The sequence below is a fragment of the Phyllobacterium sp. 628 genome (assembly GCF_014189505.1).
In the GTDB taxonomy this organism is placed as follows: Bacteria; Pseudomonadota; Alphaproteobacteria; order Rhizobiales; family Rhizobiaceae; genus Phyllobacterium.
Map to the genome: position 1 here is coordinate 3,681,483 of NZ_CP050301.1, position 15,503 is coordinate 3,696,985.

Sequence of the window (15,503 nt, forward strand, 5' to 3'; positions counted from 1 at the left end):
TTTGGCAGATCAGGCGATTTCGCGCAGATCAGTAGCATCCGGTTCGCGCAGCACATAACCACGGCCCCAAACTGTTTCAATGTAATTGATACCGCCGGACGCGCTGTCGAGCTTCTTGCGCAGCTTGCAGATGAAAACGTCGATGATCTTCAACTCAGGCTCATCCATGCCGCCATAGAGATGGTTGAGGAACATTTCCTTGGTGAGCGTGGTGCCCTTGCGGAGCGAAAGCAGCTCCAGCATCTGGTATTCTTTGCCAGTCAGGTGAACGCGCTGACCGGTCACTTCCACTGTCTTCGCATCAAGATTGACGATCAGGTCGCCAGTGGTGATAACCGACTGGGCATGACCCTTAGAACGACGGACGATCGCGTGAATGCGGGCCACCAGTTCGTCCTTGTGGAAAGGCTTGGTCATGTAGTCATCAGCGCCGAAGCCGAGGCCGCGAACCTTGTCCTCGATACCAGCCATGCCGGAGAGGATGAGGATAGGCGTCTTTACCTTGGAAAGGCGCAGGGTCCTCAGAACTTCATAACCGGACATATCCGGAAGATTGAGGTCGAGGAGGATGATATCATAGTCGTAGAGTTTGCCGAGATCGACACCCTCTTCGCCCAGATCCGTCGTATAAACATTGAAGCTTTCCGACTTGAGCATCAACTCGATGCTCTGGGCCGTTGCACTATCGTCTTCGATTAAAAGAACCCGCATATCATTCCCCTTTTCCCGCCGCTGAAATGGGTTGCCCAAATCCCTAGGTCAGGCAATCCCGAAGCCAGGTCGCGAAACAAGCCGTTTCCATAACGTTAAGATTGCCACCGAATGGTTAACAAAATCTAATTCCGCTTTGCAAGTGTCTTTGACTCTTAAATTAAAAATCATAGGCACAGCATTGATTCATAAGGTGAGTCACCCGGTCAAAAACCATCAGCGAAAGCTTCAGGTTCATCACCTAAGTGATTCATTCGACTCAATAAATTTTTCACCTGAAACTTCCGGCTTCAATTTACAGAGCTTTAAGTCTTAAGGCGTATGATTAACGCTGAACGTAAAGGAAAGGTTACCAGACGCGGCAACCTTTAAGTTTTTGTTTCATTTTCCCGAAGTGATTCGGGTGAAACGCCAGCCGGATGACTCCAGTTTAAGAGTCTGCTTACCGGCTTTGTGGGGGTAGTGAGTATGAAGTCGCATGAAGGTTTGGTTCGGTTGAAGCTCTTTCAGGTCAAGGAAAAACGCCGTCAACTCGGCCAGCTTGACCTTATGATGGGTGAATTCGAGCGCATGGCTGCTGAGTTGGACGCGCAGATTATGTCCGAGGAAAAGAAGGCGGGCATTACCGACACGTCGCATTTTGCCTACCCGACATTCGCCAAGGCCGCACGGCAGCGCCGTGACAATCTTTTTGATTCGATCCGTGATCTGAAGTCTCAAAAAGACGATGCTGAAATGGCCTTGTCCGAATCAGAAGCCGAATTGGCAAAGGCCGAAGCGCTCGAACAGCGCGACGGCAAGGTCCGCGACATGGATGAAATGCCTGTCGCCGACAAACGCGCCATGATCGGCTGATTAAGGTCCAGCAGGCCTAGGATTGCTGAACGACATCCGCCCAATCCTTGTGTCGAAGGGATTGGGCGCGCATGAATGGGCAGAGAGGAATAATCTTCCATCCTCCTGCTCTTGCGTCCTCCACCGCGTGCAGCGCCAATGCCTGGCCTACACCCTGGCCGCGCAGCGCGTCAGGCACACCCGTATGATCAATGATGATGAGATGCGCGTTCGTCCGCGAAAATGTCATTTCCGCTTCGTGCCCGGAAACAACAGCGACATAGCGCCCGCCCCTTGCCGTCTCTTCTTTGGTGATAGTGATATCGTTCGCCATTGATCTTCTCCTTGACGTCCAAAGTGCCTTGCCGTCATTCATGACCTTTAGATCAGGTTTTGAGGTGTGGCGGAACATCATGGCATTCAAGAGAATTCTGATTCCAATCTTTCTTTTTGTTGCGACTTTTTCACTGGCCCTTGGTCTGACCATGCCATTGATGAGTGTCAGCAAACTCTATTTTTTCGACGAAAGCCCCTCATTGGCCGGTCTGATCGCTGCCCTCTGGAGCGGAGGCGACTGGATTCTCGCTGTGATTGTCGCACTGTTTTCGGTGATTCTGCCGATTGGCAAACTGGCGATTGCACAATTGGCTGCCGCGCATGAACCCGTTGCCGCCCATCTCCTGCATCGCTGGATCGGCATTCTGTCCAAATGGTCGATGCTGGATGTTCTGCTTGTGGCCCTGGTGATTTTTGCCGCCAAGACCAGCGGACTTGCCACGGCGATTGCGCAGCCCGGCCTGTGGTTTTTCGCGGCTTCAGCGATTCTCTCGGCGATCGCCACGCATTTCATTGTGCAGCAGGAAAAGGCAGAATCACACGATTGAAAAGGAAAAGGCTGGTCTCAACGACCAGCCTAAGCCAAACTCAAGGCGCCATCATCTAATGACGATATTGCTGTATCCGGGTCGTTCTGAGGCCTGCCAGACCATGATCAGAGATCGAGGACTGCCAGGACAGGAACTCTTCCACCGTCAAAGTATAGCGATGGCAAGCCTCCTCAAGACTAAGAAGACCACCGCGAACAGCGGCAACCACCTCAGCCTTGCGGCGAATAACCCAACGCCGCGTATTTGCGGGTGGAAGATCGGCGATGGTCAGCGGGCTGCCATCCGGGCCGATTACGTATTTTACTCTCGGTCGAACAAGATCGGTCATTGTACTCTCTACACTAAACTTCAAGACCTATCGCACCTGACATTACATGCAGGGCTTTAATAATTGCCTAAACCTCCGGTCATTCATTGGTAACTTCTGTAAATTCGAAAAGATTATTCAACTGAGCAATTTTGCGGCCACCAGAGGTTGTAGGATCGCCACTCAATGGTGGCCCATCCCTCACCTTTGCGTGAGAAAAGTGCGGCGCTGAACACTTCCTGTTGGCAAGATCGAGTCAATTGACCTATATAGAGGCCTTGAATTCCCTGCGCCGTTATGTCGCTGCAAGAACCGGATCTGCTTATGACACTGAATAATCTCGATCTGCCGGGTAAGCCGGAAGACACCCGTATCGTCGTCGCCATGTCTGGCGGCGTGGATTCTTCTGTTGTCGCAGGCATTCTCAAACGCCAGGGTTATGATGTCGTTGGCGTTACTTTGCAGCTCTATGATCACGGTGCATCGACCCACCGTGCCGGCTCCTGTTGCGCCGGTCAGGACATTGAAGATGCACGCCGAGTTTCCGAGCGTCTTGGCATTCCCCACTATGTTCTCGATTATGAAGCACGTTTTCGCGAAGCCGTGATCGATCCGTTTGCTGCAAGCTATGTCAGCGGCGAAACACCGATTCCGTGCGTATCCTGCAATCAGACCGTGAAATTTGCCGATCTGTTGCAGACCGCACGCGATCTTGGTGCCGATGCCCTCGCGACGGGTCATTATATCCGCAGCCATGCCAATGGCGAGCATCGGTCGCTCTATCGTCCGGTTGATACGGACAAGGACCAGAGCTACTTCCTCTTTGCCACGACGCAGGAACAGATCGACTATCTGCGCTTCCCCCTGGGATCACTGACCAAGGCGGAAACCCGCGCCATTGCTGAAGAGCTTGGCCTGTCGGTTGCCAACAAGCAGGACAGCCAGGACATCTGCTTTGTACCGCAGGGCAAATATTCCGATATTATTTCCAAGTTGAAGCCTGAAGCGGCCAACCCCGGCGACATCGTGCATATCGATGGCCGCGTTCTCGGCCGTCACGAAGGCATCGTGCATTACACGATTGGCCAGCGCCGCGGCATTGGCGTTGCCACCGGCGATCCGCTCTATGTCGTGCATCTCGATGCGGCCAATGCCCGTGTTGTGGTTGGCCCGCGTGAAGCACTGGAAACCCGCAAGGTTTTCCTGCGCAACGTCAACTGGCTCGGTGACGATACGCTCGACAGCATTCCTGAAGGCGGCGTCGAGGTCTATGCCAAGGTACGTTCCACACGTCCGCCCCGTCCCGCCGTCCTGCACCACCGCGATGGTGAAACATGGGTGGAACTGATGGATGGAGAAAGCGGTATTGCGCCCGGTCAGGCTTGCGTTCTCTACTCGGATGATACGAACACCGCCCGCGTCTTCGGCGGCGGTTTCATTGGCCGTTCGGAACGTGCCCCGCAGGCTGAAGCCATGCTCAAGCGCCTGGCTCAGCAGGGCCAGGCCGTCGCCTGATCTTATTTCAATAGGCTTTTCAAAGTCTGCATGAAGTTGGTGCGTGGTTCGACAAGCTCACCATGAGGGAGAGTGAGGTTTGCAGGGAACTGGACTCTGCAACACCTCCTATGGCCTTGCAGCCAGCATTCTGCCTCATGGTGAGCTTGTCGAACCACGCACAGTAAATTTGCAGCGATTCTCGTCTACCACCGCAGCACTGACCGTCCAGCTATGGCACCAATCAGTCCCGGGATGATGATTCCAAGTGTGTACCAGACCGCAATAAAAGGCATGGCGCTTTCATCGCAATGGAAAGAGTAGACCCACGAAGCAACGGAGCCTGCAGCGAGGCCTGCCGCCGCGCCAGCCAGCGTGAGACGCGTAGGCCCCAAACCGCGCAGCACCCAGAATGCCGCACCCAATAGCGGCACGGAAAGAATGACAATATTGAACGTGCATACGGCAATCGTATGCCCCTTCATCATCGCGTAATATTCGCTCGGCGGCGTCATCATCAACTGCCTCATAGCAAGCATGGCCATGACCAGAAACAAGATCGCCATCAAGGCAATGTTGATGCGGATATTGCCGAGGGGATAAGCGATGCGCTTGACCGCCCAGACACCGATGACACCCAGGCCGAGCGTATAGACGAACTTGCCCCAGAACGGCATGGTGCCCGTCGCATCCATCATATCCGGACGCATGCCGAGCCACGACATCATGAGGACAGCCGAGGCAACAAAGCCGACGCCCATGCCGATACCGATCCGCTTTGCGACAGCAGCGCGCGATACCGGCTTCAGCTCACCGGTGAGACGGTCGATCAGATCATTTGTCGTCATCGGCGGACTGCCCTCTCAACTTCGCGGCGATTGCCTTTATCCCTCTGTGAATGCTTACCTTTACCGATGATTCCGAAAGGCCGGTACTTTGGGCCACTTCGGCTATCGACTGCCCTTCAATCTTCGTCCGGTAAATCAGATCGCGTGATTTCTCCGGTATGGTGTGCAACAGGCGGTCGATATCCATGCGGTCCGCCGCTGCATTTGAATTGTCCTGCGCGAACAGGTCTTCCGCATCGTCCAGCGGCACCGTCGCCCGGATGCGATTGCGCCGGAAATGGTCGATCAGCTTGTAACGCGCAATGGCATGCAGCCAGGCTGTAAACGGCCGATCCGGCTCATAAGTCTGCCGCCTTGTATGCAAGGCCATCAGCGTTTCCTGCACAAGATCGTCCGCATCGCCTCTATAGGCGTCGGCGAGCCGCCGCAGGAAGTAGCCACGCAAATGCTTGGCGACATCATCCAACAGGACGCGGTAACTGCGCGCGTCGCCTGCCAGACTGGCAAGCATCAGTTCTTTCAATCGCGCTTCTACCGAATGCACCCTGATTCATTCCTTTATTCGCGGCGGCGGCGAAAAGGTTACAGATAGCCGATCATACCGACAGGAATTGGCTCGTGCCAGTAGCTGGTGACTTAACTTTTGTTATCACCAATCCGTGATCGCTGTAACCAAATTGCCTGCCCCTGCGAATTGCCTGATGTGACCGGCCAATGCTTCCGGTGCACAAGCCACGAAACAGGAGGCCGCAATGGGGTCACGCAGAAACATCAGGTATTTGTGCGCAGTGTCTGTCGCAGCAGGATTGCTCGGCTTTGGTGCCAGCAGCGCGTTTGCCGACAATGCCAAGCCATTGACCGTGGTCGAACTCTTTACCAGCCAGGGCTGCTCGTCCTGCCCGCCCACCAATGCCAATCTCATTGAAATCAGCAAACGTCCGGATGTTCTGGCCTTGAGTTTTGGTGTGACCTACTGGGACAGGCTCGGCTGGAAAGACATCTTTGCGACACCGGAATATACGGACCGCCAGATTACCTACGAAACACCGCTCGGCCGTGACGGCCCCTTTACACCGCAAGTGGTCGTCAATGGCCGCGCCGATGTCGTCGGCAACCGGATCAGCGAAATCAATGGCTTGATTGCCGATGGGCAGAAGCTCGAAGCATTGTCTGTCTCCATAAAGGATCATTCTCTTGCAATCGACGCCGGCAAGGCACCGGCAAAAGGCGCGGATATCTGGCTGGTGACCTACGACGATCACACCGTCAACGTGCCGGTCAGCCGCGGTGAAAACACCGGACATACGCTGCCGCACAAGAATGTGGTCCACAGCCTGTCCAATCTTGGAACATGGAACGGCAACGCCGTGACCTTGGATATCCCTGCAACAAAGCCCGGCCTGCGCACAGCGGTCCTGATCCAGACGCCGAATGGCGGACCAATTCTCGCTGCCGCAACCAACTGAACACTGCGCATAAGCGCAACAAGGAATTCCTGGCATGAAAAGCTGTGAGACACGCAGCGCGATGCCCAGGAAGTGTGGATGACCGTCTTGGCATCCGAAACTCAATGGCACGCAGATACGTGTCTAATTTCATCAGAGGAGACTATTATGAACATTATTGCACGCCGTATCGCCCTGTCCGCTTTCGTTCTCGCTTCCGGCTTTGCCGGTATCAACACCGCGCTTGCGGAAGACGCCATGAAAGCAGACCCTATGAAGACGGAAAGCATGAAGGCTGACTGCATGAAGAAGGCCGGTATGGAAAAGGATGCCATGAAGAAGGACGCAATGTCCAAGGAATGCGACAAGCAGGCCATGGCAGCGGATCCGATGAAGCCCGATGCCATGAAGAAAGATGCAATGAAGCCTGACGCGATGAAAAAGACGCAATGAAGCCGGACGCAATGGCTCCGAAGAAGAACTAGTTCCAAGACCGGTGCCGTCTCCATCATAAGACGGCACCGGAACCTCGCCTGGAAAGCCAAGGAAGCAATCATGACAAGTGTGACTGATCATGGAACGGCACACCCCAAGAAAATCCGGTTCTATCGCCACTCGGTCGCCGTTCGTCTGACCCATTGGCTTAATGTCATCTGCCTCAGTTTCCTGCTCATGAGCGGATTGCAGATTTTCAACGCCCATCCCGATCTCTATTGGGGCCAATATGGCGCTGATGCCGACCATTCCTTTATCTCCATCGGCGCTGTTACCGACGGCGATTCAATCAAAGGGATCACGCGTATTGGATCGGTCTCAATTCCCACCACCGGCGTTTTGGGCGCTTCAACGGTCGATGGTGAATTAACGCCGCGGGCCTTTCCAAGCTGGATTACCATTCCAAGCTATCAGGATCTGGCAGCGGGACGCCGCTGGCACTTTTTCTTTGCCTGGTTCTTCGTCATCAATGGCTTTGTCTATCTGCTCTACGGGCTGATTGCCGGGCACTTCAAGCGCGACCTGGTGCCGACCAAAGATCAGCTGACCCCTGCACATCTCGCCCATGAAATCAGCGAGCACGCACGCCTGCGTTTTCCCAAGGGCGAAGAAGCACGGCGTTACAACAGCCTGCAGAAGCTCACCTATATGGCCGTTATTTTCGTTATCCTGCCGCTGATGGTGCTGACGGGCCTGACCATGTCACCCGGGTTTGATTCCATCTTCCCGTGGCTGCTCGACATATTCGGCGGCCGCCAATCCGCCCGTACGATCCACTTCATCACCGCATCTTTGATCGTCGCGTTCGTCGTCGTGCATCTGGTGATGGTGCTGGTTTCCGGCGTCTGGAACAATCTGCGCTCGATGATCACCGGTTACTACGGTTTGACCATTGATGCCGGCAAGGAAACAAACAAATGAAATTCAACGTGACCCGCCGCCGTTTCCTTATCGGCTCCAGCGTTGCTGCTACAGGTTTATTGACCGGCTGTGATGCACTGGTGGAAAATTCCAGCGTCAACGACATTCTGCAAAAGGGCGAGGCCCTGACGATGGGTGCACAGCGTTTGCTGATGCCGCACGAGCCCTTGGCACGCGAATTTACCGAGGCGGACCTGTCGCCGACGTTCAAGGCCAATGGCACGCAAATGCCTGACAGCGAAGATTATGCCAGGCTCCTGGAAGGCAATTTCGCCGACTGGCGGCTTGTGGTGAACGGCATGGTGCGAACGCCCTTGAGTTTGTCGCTGGCTGATTTGAAAGCCATGCCATCACGCACGCAGATTACCCGGCATGATTGCGTCGAAGGCTGGAGTGCCATCGGCAAATGGACGGGTGTTCCATTGGGACTGGTCTTGCAGAAAGCCGGTATTGCGCCGGGCGCACGCTACGCAGTGTTCCACTGTGCTGATGAGTACGAAAAATCACTCGACGGCAGTGGCGTATATTATGAGAGCATCGATCTGGTCGATGCCTACCATCCGCAAACCATTCTGTCCTACAACATGAATGGCAAGGATCTGGAAGTCGCTCACGGCGCACCGCTGCGCTTGCGTGTAGAGCGTCAGCTTGGCTACAAACATGCCAAATATGTCATGCATATAGAGCTGGTCGACAGTTTCAAGACGCTTTGGGGCGGTAAGGGCGGCTTCTGGGAAGATCGTGGCTACGAATGGTACGCGGGCATCTGACGACGCGTTCAGTAGCTTTCGCTGGTGATCCGAACCACGCTAAGTGCCGGAGTGTGCAATTCCAAGCCGCTATTCAAACCGGTTCGGAATTCCATCGGCGTCATATCCGTCCAGCGCCGGAAGGCATGGCGGAAGTTGGAGGCATCACTGTAATCGAGGCGGCTGGCGATTTCATCCATGGTCAGTTCGGTTTCGCGCAGATATTTCTTGGCAAGACCCAGCCGGGTTTCATCGAGAAGGGACTGATACGACGTGCCCTCGCTGGTCAATTTGCGACGTAATGTCCGCGCACTGATTCCAAGCTGCTCACAGGCCAGATCGATAGCCGGAAACCGCCCGGCGCTCTGCACAAAAAGCTGACGCAACCGTCCCGCTATGCCTGCCGAGGATGTTATCCGGTCAACCATTTCATCGCAAAGCTGCCGGACCATGGAGAAAGTCATTTCATGCGCACGCCTTGGCGTTCGCTCCAGCCATGCGACATCGACAAGCAATTCATTGACCGGTTGATTGTATTCAATCGGGCAGTTGAACACAGTTTCATAGATCGAAGGGTCGGTTGGCCTGGAATAGCTCAAGCGGATGACAGATGGGCTGAACCCCGGATCGGCAATGTCCCGTGCAAAGGAGATAATCGTTCCCAGAACGTGTTCGACCTTGAAAATATAAAGCTGTGGGTCGGAGGTCTTGTTCACGTCGGGTTCTGTCGACCAGATGCCGTGTTTGCTGGTTTCCCGGAACGTCTGCTTACCCATAGGAAGGGTCAAGGCATGATATTTTTCAGCAAAGTGGCAGGCGCTCCGGCATGTTGCGCTGCTGAGAAGCGCAAAACCGTAGATGCCGTACATGGTAATCTGCATGCTCAGACCAAGCCGCAAACCCACATGCGGATCATCTGAAAGCGTGAAAGCATTGCGAATACCGGTCAGCATCTGCGACACAGAGATGAGCGTATCAGGGGATGAGAGCTCTTTTTCGTCGATGCCCGTGCCACGCAGGACAAGCGCAGCTGGAATTCCGTCGCCTGTCAACAAGGTAACCAGCGCCAGTAATTCTGACGCTGAATGAATCCTGTCGTTTGAGCTATGCACCAAACCCGATTCCCCCGGTTTTATTGACGAATAACTAGGTCGTAGACTCATAAATCTGATTGAAATGGTATGCGGCCATTTGTTCGGATACAAGGAGCAAAGACGATAGCAATGTGGTTCATTGTTGAGCCTTTGCGACGATGTAGCCGGGCAAATGGACCATATCCTCTGGACGCCGAAACGGCTGCAAGCTGCAGTGTCGAGCCGCTCAGCCGGGGGAAAGGCCCCGCCCTTCGCATCTCTCCTCGCATCTTCTTGCCGTTTCAGGCGCCATTTCACCCAGATTTATGAGTTTACGACCTAGCACGCTCGTACCGTAACGTGAACTTATTGTTTCGCAAATGTCCGGCTGTACGCAAGATAAAAAGCCCCATTTTCTTTGGCCGTATAAGGAAAGAAAATGTCCGGCCTGTCTCGGCCGAAAGGCCCTGTGGCCGTTATTCACCTGCCACTGACCGCTGCGAACCTTGAAGCGTGTCCACGACTGCTGCAATGATCGAACGGATCATGCACGGCACAGTCATTGAAAACGCTGATGTCGCGCACGAGATCCATGGTAAGTATGAGCGGTAATAAGAATGCGGAGGGGAAACACGATGGATATGAACGCCACGCCTGCCGATACATTGGTTCCCACGCTCGCGAAGCTGCGCGCTGCATGGCTGGTCAACCGGCCGGATTACGCCCAGCGCCATGATGATCTGAAGCGTTTGCGTGCAGCCCTGAAAGACCGGCTTGAGCCGATGGTCAAGGCGATCAGCGCGGATTTCGGCCATCGTTCCCGGCATGAAAGCATGCTTGGTGAAGGCATGACGGTTTTCAGCGAGATCGATCATATGCTCTCCCATCTGAAATCCTGGATGAAGCCGCAGCGCCGCGCTGCGGGCTGGCGCATGTGGCCAGCCAAAGCGGAAGTGCGCTACGTTCCCCTGGGTGTTGTCGGCGTTATTGCACCATGGAATTACCCGGTTAATCTGGCACTCACGCCACTTGCTACCGCTATTGCCGCCGGCAACCATGTTTACCTCAAACCATCCGAGCACACACCGCGCACCAGCGAATTTCTGGCTGCGCTTCTCGCTGATGTTTTTCCGGATGACCGTGTGGCCGTGGCACTTGGCGGGGCGGACGTTGGCAGCGCCTTTGCCGGTCTGCCGTTTGATCATTTGCTGTTCACCGGTTCGACTGCGGTTGGTCGCAAGGTTATGGCATCAGCTGCGCCCAATCTCACACCCGTAACACTCGAACTTGGCGGCAAGTCGCCGGTTTTTGTCGGCGAAGCCGTGCCTTTTGCCAAAGCCATAACGCGAATGGTCACGGGCAAGCTCTATAATGCTGGGCAGACCTGCATTGCCCCGGATTATGCATTCGTACCCTTGGCGCGCCGGGATGAATTTGTTCAGGCTGTATGCAGCGAAGTCGCTTCCCGCTACAAGCAGATCGACGCCAACCCGGACTACACTCACATCGTCAACGAAGGCCAGTATCGCCGTCTGCGCGGTTTGCTTGATGATGCGCGGGGGCGCGGGCTTGACGTGGTGACGCTCGTTGAACCGGAAGATGCGGCGAAGGCCGAAGCGGACCGCTTGCTGCCGCCGACGCTGGTGCTTGATCCCGGCGATGACAGCAAGATCATGCAGGAGGAAATCTTCGGACCGATCCTCCCCATTAAAACCTACACCACGCCGGACGAAGCAATTGCCTATATCAACGCGCATGACCGTCCCCTCGCCTTCTATTGCTTCAGCAATGACAAGGCCGAAACGGAAAAGATGCTGTCGAATATCGTCGCTGGCGGTGTGTGCGTGAACGAGACACTGTTTCACAATGTCTGCAATGACCTGCCATTTGGCGGCGTTGGTGCCAGTGGCATGGGTCATTATCACGGGCACGACGGGTTCCTGACCTTCAGCAAGGCCATGCCCGTGCTGCATCAGGCGAGCATGCCGCTGACCGACAGGCTCAAGCCTCCCTACAAGGGACTGGCCAATACGGTGGTCAAGCTGTTTACCCGCTGAGTGCTCTTAGGATAATGGCAGGGTCTGCCAGCGCGCGGTGACCTTGCCGCCGGAATAAACGACGATTGAACCGAACAGCTGCAGCACGAACTCGCTCTGGGTGGGCCGCAGAAATGCGAAATCATCAGGTTTGATTATAGCGCTTGCGGGCAGGCTCATGAACTGCTGGTTGGTTGAAAAGCCCATGGTCTTGTTGGGTTTCATGCCGAATGGATAGACCGGTTTTGCCATCCACTTGCCGCCATAGAGGAAGCAGCCCCGCTTGGGAAACAATCCCAGCTTCTGCATGATCCATGTCCTGTCATCCAATCCCGGCACCAGGGGATCGACAACTTTGAGAACCGGCGTTGCAATGAAAATCGCGGGAGCCAGTTCTTTCAGACTTGGCACATCGAAATCGGTGGGCAAAACAAATGCCGAGCCCATCGAAACATCATTGGCTGCAATGGCGGTGTCGTAGAGCAAGGCCGTGGAACTGCCGCCGAGATTGAGAATCGAGCGCTGGTCTGGGCCGAGACACGCAGCAAATTGCTGAAACAATGCCTTGGTCTTCGCCAAAGCCTTCTTCGGCCCGCCAAAGAGGGCTGGTATATGGTTGATATGGGCCTCATAGGCCATGATTCCCTGACACTGCAGGCGTGGATATTGTTTCAGCACTTGCAGTGCGTGCGCCAAAGCCGGGCCATTGGGATAACCGCCGCGATGCAAACCGACATCAACTTCGAAGCAAAATTGCAGATCAGTGCCGAGCTCATTGGCCAGCGCGCCGTAGGCTGCCAGCCGTTCATCCGTATCAATGAGCCATGCTATCCGCTGCGGCGCGTTCTTGACCTTGGCTAAAATGCCATTGCCGGTGAGCGCAAGACGTACGCCCTCAACCGGCATTGGCTTGCCCAGAATAACCGTCGCATCGGCGAATTCACCCAAAACAGCAGCCGTGATCGGCAGATGAAACGTCATGAACTGGCGATTGGCAAAGGTTTTGCCGATATGGGCGAGCAGAGGCAGGCACGGCAGGGATTTATCGACAAGGCGCAACGCAAGATTGGGTGCAAGCCCGTGTTTGATAACGGCAATGTTGCGGTCCAGCCGGTCAAGATCAAGCACCAGGCATGGCTGATGAATGCCCTCCTGCCGGAGCGCCTTAGACATATCAGAAAAATAAGGAACAATGCTCACAGATCAACACCCAGAAGCTGCGCCAGATAGGGCGAAACAAAGCGGTTTTCAGGGTCCATATCGCGTCGAACTGCCATGGCGTCGGACCAGCGCGGATAAAGCCCGCTCAGTTCCTTGGCGGTCAGATTATGCATCTTGCCCCAATGTGGACGCCCGCCATGGGCGCGGAAAATCGCCTCCGCTGCCTTGAAATAAGGCTGCGGGTCTTCGCGTGCATCATGATGGATCGCAATCGAACAGCTGGCGCGTTTGTAAAAAGGACTGAGCCAGACATTATCGGGCGCCACGACACGCACTTCAATCGGGAAATAGACGTGCGGAAACCGCTCTTCCAACAGTTTGATGATCTGGCGAAGCACCCGCGCACCTTCCTCAAACGGCAGGTGGTATTCCATCTCATTGAATTTCACATTGCGCTCGGACGCGTAGACGTTGAGCCATTCGCCGACATAATCCTCGTTGGGCAGACGGGCGATGGCTGTCCCGATCAGCTTGCGTCGCATCCATGGGAAACGCTGGAGGTACGTGCGTAACTTCCGCAGAGTCCCCAGCGCATCATCATCTTCCGTTGGAGGCCGCGTCGTTACCGGCGCATCCGTGATATCGCTCGACAGAAACAGTGCCTGCCCCGAGAACGGAATGTAGTAAAATTCCGATGATCGGTGGGCTTTCATAATGGTCTCGAACCGGTCGAGAACACCACCAACCGGTTCGGTCCAGCGGCGGCGATGCAGCCGGTAATTGGCCATATTCTGAATGGTAACTTCCGTCACCGCGCCAAATGCGCCGAGCGAGGCACCCATGGCATCCATCGCGTCAGAATTCGACGTCCGGTCAAATTCCCTGACTTTCCCCTGGCCATCGACGATCTGCATCGCCACGAGCTGCGTGTGATAGGCACCCAGGGTAATACCGGAACCATGTGTGGCCGTGCCAAGCCCCCCACCAAAAGCCTGTTTGTCGATATCACCCATATTGGGCAGAGCCTGACCGATGCCATGCAGCAGCTTTGTCAAAGCACCGATTTTTGTTCCAGCCTCCACGCGGGCTTGCAGCTTGTCGCCATCATGAGAGACGACGCCGTTAAAATTATCGAGTGAAAGAATAGTCCCCTGGCTTTTGACCAATGGTGTGAACGAGTGCCCTGTTCCTGCAATGCGAATAGGACCGGGTGCAGATTTGATTGTTTCGCTCAGTTGTTCCAGCTGTGTCGGATGAGACATCAACTGTGGTTGTGCCGTTACGGAACCGGACCAGTTCTGCCAATCATTGCCAATTGCGATGTTCATGGGGACTGCCTTTCAATTCAAACAGCAACAGCACGCCGGCGCGAAGACACAAGAAAAACGCCGAAGAGTGCAAGGCTGCACAGCAACGCGGCGATGCCAAACCATGGCACAACACCAACGTCATCATTGGTAATAAACGCCGATGCGGCCAGTGGTCCGAGGGCCGCCCCGAGGATTTGGGCAGCTGGAAGAAGAAGAGCCGTGCTGCGCGAGGAGTCAGCGGCGACGGCCAAACCGATCTGATAGGGCGTAATGAACATCCAGAGGAACGCGATGACCAATGCCGCAGTCCAGAACAGCGAAACCGATGGATGGTTTGCCAGCACGGCCGATGCAGCGATGGCAATGAGCGCGCAGACGACAATGGAGACGCGATAATCGAGACGCCGGTCAACGAAGGTTGCGGTGACGGCGCCCAGAACCTGAAACGCCAGACTGGCGGAAACCAGCAGACCAACCGTTTGCGCATCAATGCCGTACCGTGCACCCAGCGGCTCGAGAAATGCCCAGAGTGAGCCGATGAACAGGAAGAAGGTGAAGATCGCCAGAAGCGCCAATATGGCCCGAACGGTCAAAACGCCATCCATGTTGCTGACCTGCTTGGGCAGCAATCCATATTCGGAAGGAACAAAGAAGGCGGCGGCAAGCGAAAGCACGCAGATGCCTGCCAGCACATGGAATCCACCATTCGAACCCATCAGAGGCACGGCCCAAAGCGCCAACAGTGCAGCTAGCAGGCACTGAGCCAATGTCTGCAGCGAGATAAAGAAACCGCCGAGACGCTCCGCATGGCGTGAGCGGGCAATCAGCTCAACCGAAATGGCGACGGTTCCGCCCTCGACCAGTCCGGCAACCGAGCGCACCAGCAGCAATTCATTTGCTGTGGTCGCGTAGGAAACCGCATAATTCAACGCCGCCAGAAGGATCAGGAGCACCGCCGATTTAGCCCGCAGATGACGGGTCGAAATCAGCATTCCGGCAATGACCGAACCGAGCGCAATGGTAATGAATTCTGCTGTGGCAATCAAAGCCAGTTCATCAAAATTGACCCGCTTTTCCGAATAGAGCGCACCAAGCAGGATTGGTTGCAGGCCCAGGATCTGCAGACCGGCCGACCCGATCCACAAAGCCGCCCATTGCTGGATGCGCGTGGGATTTCCAACCAGCCAGTCAGGATTATGCACGGATGAGGATTGAACAGGCGCCATGATCCG

At 55.2% G+C, this 15,503-nt stretch carries 17 protein-coding genes; 8 read left to right on the top strand and 9 right to left on the bottom strand.

What is annotated here, in order from left to right; all coding sequences use genetic code 11:
- Positions 1 to 9 precede the first annotated feature (9 nt).
- The gene (gene ctrA, locus HB779_RS19715) at positions 10 to 711 is read right to left on the bottom strand and encodes a response regulator transcription factor CtrA (protein WP_188343920.1); all 702 of its coding nucleotides are present in this window, start codon (positions 709 to 711) and stop codon (positions 10 to 12) included.
- 468 nt (positions 712 to 1,179) lie between these two features.
- On the opposite strand from ctrA, the gene HB779_RS19720 reads away from it, so the two are divergent.
- Positions 1,180 to 1,566 (top strand): flagellar export protein FliJ, encoded by a 387-nt coding sequence (locus HB779_RS19720; RefSeq protein WP_188343921.1) that lies wholly within the window; start codon positions 1,180 to 1,182, stop codon positions 1,564 to 1,566.
- 16 nt (positions 1,567 to 1,582) lie between these two features.
- Here HB779_RS19720 and HB779_RS19725 read toward each other — a convergent pair whose 3' ends face one another.
- Positions 1,583 to 1,879 (bottom strand): GNAT family N-acetyltransferase, encoded by a 297-nt coding sequence (locus HB779_RS19725; RefSeq protein ID WP_188343922.1) that lies wholly within the window; start codon positions 1,877 to 1,879, stop codon positions 1,583 to 1,585.
- A gap of 79 nt (positions 1,880 to 1,958) precedes the next feature.
- Here HB779_RS19725 and HB779_RS19730 point away from each other — a divergent pair, with 79 nt between their 5' ends.
- Entirely contained in the window at positions 1,959 to 2,429 is a 471-nt protein-coding gene (locus HB779_RS19730) for a paraquat-inducible protein A (RefSeq protein ID WP_188343923.1), read from the top strand.
- A 55-nt stretch (positions 2,430 to 2,484) separates the two neighbouring features.
- Here the strand turns inward: HB779_RS19730 and HB779_RS19735 are convergent, their stop codons facing one another.
- Positions 2,485 to 2,760 (bottom strand): DUF1153 domain-containing protein, encoded by a 276-nt coding sequence (locus HB779_RS19735; RefSeq protein WP_091878079.1) that lies wholly within the window; start codon positions 2,758 to 2,760, stop codon positions 2,485 to 2,487.
- Positions 2,761 to 3,063: 303 nt separating this feature from the next.
- On the opposite strand from HB779_RS19735, the gene mnmA reads away from it, so the two are divergent.
- Positions 3,064 to 4,254, top strand: a complete 1,191-nt coding sequence (gene mnmA / locus HB779_RS19740) for a tRNA 2-thiouridine(34) synthase MnmA (protein WP_188343924.1) — start codon at positions 3,064 to 3,066, stop codon at positions 4,252 to 4,254.
- Between the two features lie 185 nt (positions 4,255 to 4,439).
- Here mnmA and HB779_RS19745 read toward each other — a convergent pair whose 3' ends face one another.
- Positions 4,440 to 5,081 (bottom strand): NrsF family protein, encoded by a 642-nt coding sequence (locus tag HB779_RS19745; RefSeq protein ID WP_188343925.1) that lies wholly within the window; start codon positions 5,079 to 5,081, stop codon positions 4,440 to 4,442.
- Positions 5,068 to 5,625: a sigma-70 family RNA polymerase sigma factor gene (locus HB779_RS19750; RefSeq protein WP_188343926.1), complete on the bottom strand. Its 558-nt coding sequence runs from the start codon at positions 5,623 to 5,625 to the stop codon at positions 5,068 to 5,070. The genes HB779_RS19745 and HB779_RS19750 overlap by 14 nt, the downstream gene beginning before the upstream one ends.
- A 208-nt stretch (positions 5,626 to 5,833) precedes the next feature.
- Between HB779_RS19750 and HB779_RS19755 the strand changes: the two genes are divergently transcribed.
- The 4 genes from HB779_RS19755 (at position 5,834) to HB779_RS19770 (ending at position 8,712) form a co-directional block, all read left to right on the top strand.
- The gene (locus tag HB779_RS19755) at positions 5,834 to 6,547 is read left to right on the top strand and encodes a thioredoxin family protein (protein ID WP_188343927.1); all 714 of its coding nucleotides are present in this window, start codon (positions 5,834 to 5,836) and stop codon (positions 6,545 to 6,547) included.
- 147 nt (positions 6,548 to 6,694) lie between these two features.
- On the top strand, positions 6,695 to 6,979 hold the full coding sequence (locus HB779_RS19760; RefSeq protein WP_188343928.1) for a pentapeptide MXKDX repeat protein: 285 nt from the start codon (positions 6,695 to 6,697) through the stop codon (positions 6,977 to 6,979).
- A 102-nt stretch (positions 6,980 to 7,081) separates the two neighbouring features.
- Positions 7,082 to 7,942 carry a cytochrome b/b6 domain-containing protein gene (locus HB779_RS19765; RefSeq protein ID WP_188343929.1) on the top strand — a complete coding sequence of 287 codons (861 nt, stop codon included), beginning with the start codon at positions 7,082 to 7,084 and terminating at the stop codon, positions 7,940 to 7,942.
- Positions 7,939 to 8,712, top strand: coding sequence for a molybdopterin-binding protein (locus HB779_RS19770; protein ID WP_188343930.1), 774 nt, complete (start codon positions 7,939 to 7,941; stop codon positions 8,710 to 8,712). Before HB779_RS19765 ends, HB779_RS19770 begins: the two co-directional genes overlap by 4 nt.
- An 8-nt stretch (positions 8,713 to 8,720) precedes the next feature.
- On the opposite strand, the gene HB779_RS19775 is transcribed toward HB779_RS19770, so the two are convergent.
- A complete protein-coding gene (locus tag HB779_RS19775) occupies positions 8,721 to 9,743 on the bottom strand; it encodes an AraC family transcriptional regulator (RefSeq protein ID WP_188343931.1) in 1,023 nt (340 codons plus the stop codon).
- A gap of 656 nt (positions 9,744 to 10,399) precedes the next feature.
- Here HB779_RS19775 and HB779_RS19780 point away from each other — a divergent pair.
- The gene (locus tag HB779_RS19780; protein WP_188343932.1) at positions 10,400 to 11,821 is read left to right on the top strand and encodes a coniferyl aldehyde dehydrogenase; all 1,422 of its coding nucleotides are present in this window, start codon (positions 10,400 to 10,402) and stop codon (positions 11,819 to 11,821) included.
- A 6-nt stretch (positions 11,822 to 11,827) separates the two neighbouring features.
- Here HB779_RS19780 and HB779_RS19785 read toward each other — a convergent pair whose 3' ends face one another.
- Genes HB779_RS19785 through HB779_RS19795 form a run of 3 tightly spaced genes read right to left on the bottom strand, consistent with a single transcriptional unit; the run spans position 11,828 to position 15,497 of the window.
- Entirely contained in the window at positions 11,828 to 13,000 is a 1,173-nt protein-coding gene (locus HB779_RS19785; RefSeq protein WP_371823876.1) for an alanine racemase, read from the bottom strand.
- The gene (locus tag HB779_RS19790) at positions 12,997 to 14,289 is read right to left on the bottom strand and encodes a D-arabinono-1,4-lactone oxidase (RefSeq protein WP_244642431.1); all 1,293 of its coding nucleotides are present in this window, start codon (positions 14,287 to 14,289) and stop codon (positions 12,997 to 12,999) included. Before HB779_RS19790 ends, HB779_RS19785 begins: the two co-directional genes overlap by 4 nt.
- 17 nt (positions 14,290 to 14,306) lie before the next feature.
- Positions 14,307 to 15,497 carry an MFS transporter gene (locus HB779_RS19795; protein WP_188343933.1) on the bottom strand — a complete coding sequence of 397 codons (1,191 nt, stop codon included), beginning with the start codon at positions 15,495 to 15,497 and terminating at the stop codon, positions 14,307 to 14,309.
- Positions 15,498 to 15,503: the final 6 nt, after the last annotated feature.